The organism is Phenylobacterium sp., from assembly GCF_024508875.1.
GTDB lineage: Bacteria > Pseudomonadota > Alphaproteobacteria > Caulobacterales > Caulobacteraceae > Phenylobacterium.
Window position 1 is genome coordinate 1 of the sequence record NZ_JANINU010000207.1, and the last position, 4,035, is coordinate 4,035.

A 4,035-nucleotide genomic window follows, 5' to 3' on the forward strand; every position below is an offset into this window, starting at 1 on the left:
GACCTGTTGCTGGAGTTGCTGGAGCGCCTCGACGTCGCCGGCCTGGCGCCGAACGGGCGGTACGAGTTCCCGGTCACCAAGGAAGTCGTCGGCGACGCCCTCGGGCTCAGCACCGTCCACGTCAACCGCACCCTGCAACAGGTGCGGCGGGACAACGACATCGTCTGGAGCGGGCGCCGGGTCCAGATCGCCGACCCCGACGCGCTTCGCCAAGCCGTTGGCCGCATGGCCGTCCGCGTGGCCGACGCTCGCGCCTCTGCCTTAGCCTAGGCTCTGCATAATAAAGCGGCGGCCCGAGGGCCGCCGCAAGTTCGGGGGGCGCCCGACGCATGCCGGCGCGTCTCGCAGTGGCAGTAGGCTGGGTCGATGGGGCTCGCGGAGATTTCGTATCGGATCGCTCCACAGCCGCAGCCGCCGGCCATGGGCAGGAAAGCGGCCATGCTAGGCACGCGCCATGTCGATCTCAGCGGCCCGGTACCACCGCACCCCCGCCACCTGTCCCGCCAGATCAAGGACGACGACTCTCGCGTCCACCCCGGCGGCGGTCATCGCCTGCGCCAGCCCGTCCGCCTTGCGCTCGGCCGCGCCCCCGGCTCGGAAGGCCAAAGGCGCCAGGTTTGCCGAGGACTCTAGAAGCCATCCCGAGGGCACGGGCCGCACCCGAAACTCCACAGCCTGCATGCTCCTCTCCCGCATCGCTCGCGCGCAAAATCTCTTCGAAGCCCTTGGGTTCATTGAAATGTCTTTCGATAATCCGGTTGCGCACCAGCGGGCTCGGCGTCGCCGCGGCGGGCGGCGCTGAACCCAGCGACCCGACATCGGCTATCGAAGCGCGGCAGGGGGATAGCGCACAACGCCTCTGACAATAGGTTCGATGGAGCCAGCGCCCTGACCACGGTCGAGGTCGCCCGGCCGAGCGGGAACCTTCGTGAGACCCGCGGATTCCGCACTCCACCGCAATGGAGGCGACGAATGAGCAACCGCGAAGCCATCGATACAGGGGCCGACAAGCGCTATGTCCGGCGCGACGACCAGGGCCAGTTCACGAGTGACCAGGTGAACGTCGGCAAGTCCTCGGCCGCCGATCAGCGCCAGCATTCGACGACGCCGGCGAAGAAGGGTCAGGGCGACCGCGGCGACCGCCAGGCCTGAACGCCCGGCCACCAGCTCACGGTTGTGTGCTGGACGGCGACATCATGCCAGACGCCTCCGGATCGCCTGCGGTGCGGCGGCGCCCGCCGTCGGAAAACTGCCCACGCGCCCCGCGCTGCCAAGGCTCCGACCCCACCCCATCGCGGTCGCCCGGGGGACGCCGCTCCGCTGTCCACAGTCGCCATAGCTGCGTCCGCGGCGCCGCCGCCTTGCGTGGACCCGCAGGGCGAACGGGTCGCGCGGCGCGATCAGCGCAGAGCGAAAATGCTCATCGAGGCCCGCTCATCTGAAGCCCGGTAGGCAGGCAGCCGAGCAAGCGTCCCACGCCTTGGCCCCGCGATCGGCGCGCCCCAACATCCCGCTCGCGCCGCAGATTTGCCCCCGCTGACGCGCTTTCTCGTCAAACCGCACGCCCCATGGCGATGTCGCGTTGTCAGGCATGGGTGCATCCCCCGGGGCGCTCCGCTTAAGCGTTCTTTCGCCTCCACCGCGAGCGCTCCTCGCGCCCCGTCGCCGGGCAACATATGAGGCAGACCGGAACGTCGGCGGACGCCGCCGGTTTCGGCCCCAGCACGGGAGCCGACATGTCATCCGAAAACGTAGAGCGGGCGCTCCAAAGCGACGCGCCGCTGACCGCCGCGGTCCATCAGCGCGATGTCGCCAAGGAAGCTGCGGACACCCAGGGCTGGAACGCGGCCGCCGTGGCCGGACGCAGCGTCACCGTCAACCGGCCGCGCGCCGAACTGTACGCATTCTGGCGCGATTTCCGGAACCTGGCAGCCTTCATGGAGAACGTCGAGAGCGTGACGAGCAGAGACGAGGGCACGGCGCACTGGGTGGTGAGGGCGCCCGCGGGGCAGACCGTCGAATGGGACTCGGTGATCACCGAGGACGTGCCGGCGCAAGTTATCGCCTGGGAATCCGTCGAGGGCGCCGACATCAAGAACAGCGGCCGGATCGAATTTCGCGACGCGGCGCCGGGGCGCGGGGCGGTCGTCACCGCCATCATCGTCTACGAACCGCCCGGCGGCGACTTCGGCAAGCTGATCGCCAAGCTGTTCCAGAAAGAGCCGAAGATTCAAGCCCGCCGCGAGCTGCGCCGCTTCAAGCAGCTCATGGAGACCGGCGAGATTTCCACCTCGCAAGCTCCCGACGCCGCGCCGCGCGGCTAGCCAAAAGGATCTGACCTGCATGCGCGCCCTCACATGGCACGGCAAACACGACGTCCGCATGGACACCGTCCCCGACCCTCGACTCGTCAATCCCCGGGACGCGATCATCCGCATCACCTCGACCGCCATTTGCGGTTCGGACCTGCACCTCTACGACAGCTACATCCCCTCGATGCATCGCGGGGACATCCTCGGGCATGAGTTCATGGGCGAGGTCGTCGAGACGGGCCTTAAATCCACGCTGCAAAAGGGCCAGCGGGTCGTCGTCCCGTTCGTCATCGCGTGCGGCAAGTGCTTCTTCTGTGAGAAAGAGCAGTTCTCCGCCTGCGACAATTCCAACCCGGCCGAGAAGGCCGACCTGTCCGAAGTCGCCTACGGCTACGCTATGAGCGGCTTGTTCGGCTACTCGCACATGACCGGCGGCTACGCCGGCGGGCAGGCCGAATACGTTCGGGTCCCCTACTCCGATGTCGGCCCGATCGTGATCCCCGACGGCCTGGAGGACGAGAAGGTCCTGTTCCTCTCCGACATCCTGCCCACGGGCTGGATGGCCGCGGAGAACTGCGAGATCGAGCCCGGCGATACCGTCGCGGTCTGGGGCTGCGGCCCGGTCGGCCTGTTCTCGATCCAGAGCGCCTTCCTGATGGGCGCCCATCGCGTGATCGCCATCGACCACTATCCCCACCGCCTGGAGCTCGCGAAGTCCATGGGCGCGGAGATCGTCAACTACCATGACGTGAAGGTGCGCGAGGCGCTGACCGAGATGACCGGCGGCATCGGGCCGGACGCCGTCATCGACGCGGTGGGCATGGAGAGCCACGGCTTCACCATCGACAATGTCCTCGACGCCGTGACGACCACAAAACTGGGCACCGACCGCACCCACGTGCTGCGCGAGGTGATCATGGCCTGCCGCAAAGGCGGCCGGGTCTCGATCCCCGGCGTCTACGGCGGCATGGGCGACAAGATCCCGATCGGAGCCCTGATGCAGAAGGGCCTGCAGGTTAGGACCGGTCAGACCCATGTCCAGAGATACCTCCGCCCGCTGCTCGAGATGATCGGCGAGGGCCGGATCGACACGACCTTCCTGATCAGCCACCGGCTGCCGCTCGAACAGGCGCCCGAAGGCTACAAGATGTTCAAGGAGCAGCAGAACGAGGTGACCAAGGTGGTCCTGAAGCCCGAATGGCAGAAGGACGCCGCGTGATGTCCGACGCAATCCGTCCCCTCTCGGTGGTGACCGGCGCTTCGTCAGGCATCGGCTACGAACTGGCCAAGCTGTGCGCGCAGGAAGGGTTCGACCTCGTCATCGCCGCGGACCGGCCCGAAATCGCCGAGGCGGCGCAGGCGCTGGAAGCGCTGGGTGTCCATGTGGAACGGGTCCAGCTCGACCTCGCCACGCTCGAGGGCGTCGAGCGTCTGCTGGCGCTGATCGGCGACCGTCCCGTCGATCAGCTGATGGCCAACGCCGGTCATGGCCTCGGGCATGCGTTCCTCGAGCAGGACGTCGCCGACTGGCGGCACGTGATCGAGACAAACATCACCGGCACGCTCTATCTCGCGCAGCAGGTCGTCCGCCGCATGGCCGAGCGCGGCCAAGGCAGGGTTCTGTTCACGGGCTCCATCGCCGGCCTGATGCCCGGCACGTTCCAGGCCGTCTACAACGGCACCAAGGCGTTCATCGACAGCTTCGCCTGGGCGCTGCGCAACG

The 4,035-nt window shown here is 67.8% G+C and carries 6 protein-coding genes; 5 read left to right on the forward strand and 1 reads right to left on the reverse strand.

The genetic code is table 11. The features are described 5' to 3' along the window. A partial coding sequence (locus tag Q0L11_RS15240) for a helix-turn-helix domain-containing protein (protein WP_296598340.1) occupies positions 1–270 on the forward strand: 270 nt, incomplete at its 5' end. Positions 271–441: 171 nt separating this feature from the next. On the opposite strand, the gene Q0L11_RS15245 is transcribed toward Q0L11_RS15240, so the two are convergent. Continuing rightward, on the reverse strand, positions 442–681 hold the full coding sequence (locus Q0L11_RS15245) for a hypothetical protein (protein ID WP_296598342.1): 240 nt from the start codon (positions 679–681) through the stop codon (positions 442–444). 291 nt (positions 682–972) lie between these two features. On the opposite strand from Q0L11_RS15245, the gene Q0L11_RS15250 reads away from it, so the two are divergent. From Q0L11_RS15250 to Q0L11_RS15265, 4 genes are all read left to right on the forward strand, one after another. Continuing rightward, on the forward strand, positions 973–1,152 hold the full coding sequence (locus tag Q0L11_RS15250; protein ID WP_296598343.1) for a hypothetical protein: 180 nt from the start codon (positions 973–975) through the stop codon (positions 1,150–1,152). A 584-nt stretch (positions 1,153–1,736) separates the two neighbouring features. Beyond that, complete coding sequence (locus tag Q0L11_RS15255) at positions 1,737–2,324, forward strand: SRPBCC family protein (RefSeq protein ID WP_296598344.1); 588 nt, start codon at positions 1,737–1,739, stop codon at positions 2,322–2,324. A gap of 19 nt (positions 2,325–2,343) precedes the next feature. Beyond that, entirely contained in the window at positions 2,344–3,531 is a 1,188-nt protein-coding gene (locus tag Q0L11_RS15260; RefSeq protein WP_296598345.1) for a zinc-dependent alcohol dehydrogenase, read from the forward strand. Beyond that, on the forward strand, positions 3,531–4,035 hold a 505-nt coding region (locus Q0L11_RS15265; RefSeq protein ID WP_296598347.1), incomplete at its 3' end, for an SDR family oxidoreductase. The genes Q0L11_RS15260 and Q0L11_RS15265, both read left to right, overlap by 1 nt.

Coding starts and splice junctions, on each gene's coding strand:
- Q0L11_RS15260 (WP_296598345.1), top strand. CDS start 2,344: ATGCGCGCCCTCACATGGCACGGCAAACACGACGTCCGCATGGACACC.
- Q0L11_RS15255 (WP_296598344.1), top strand. CDS start 1,737: ATGTCATCCGAAAACGTAGAGCGGGCGCTCCAAAGCGACGCGCCGCTG.
- Q0L11_RS15245 (WP_296598342.1), bottom strand. CDS start 681: ATGCAGGCTGTGGAGTTTCGGGTGCGGCCCGTGCCCTCGGGATGGCTT.
- Q0L11_RS15250 (WP_296598343.1), top strand. CDS start 973: ATGAGCAACCGCGAAGCCATCGATACAGGGGCCGACAAGCGCTATGTC.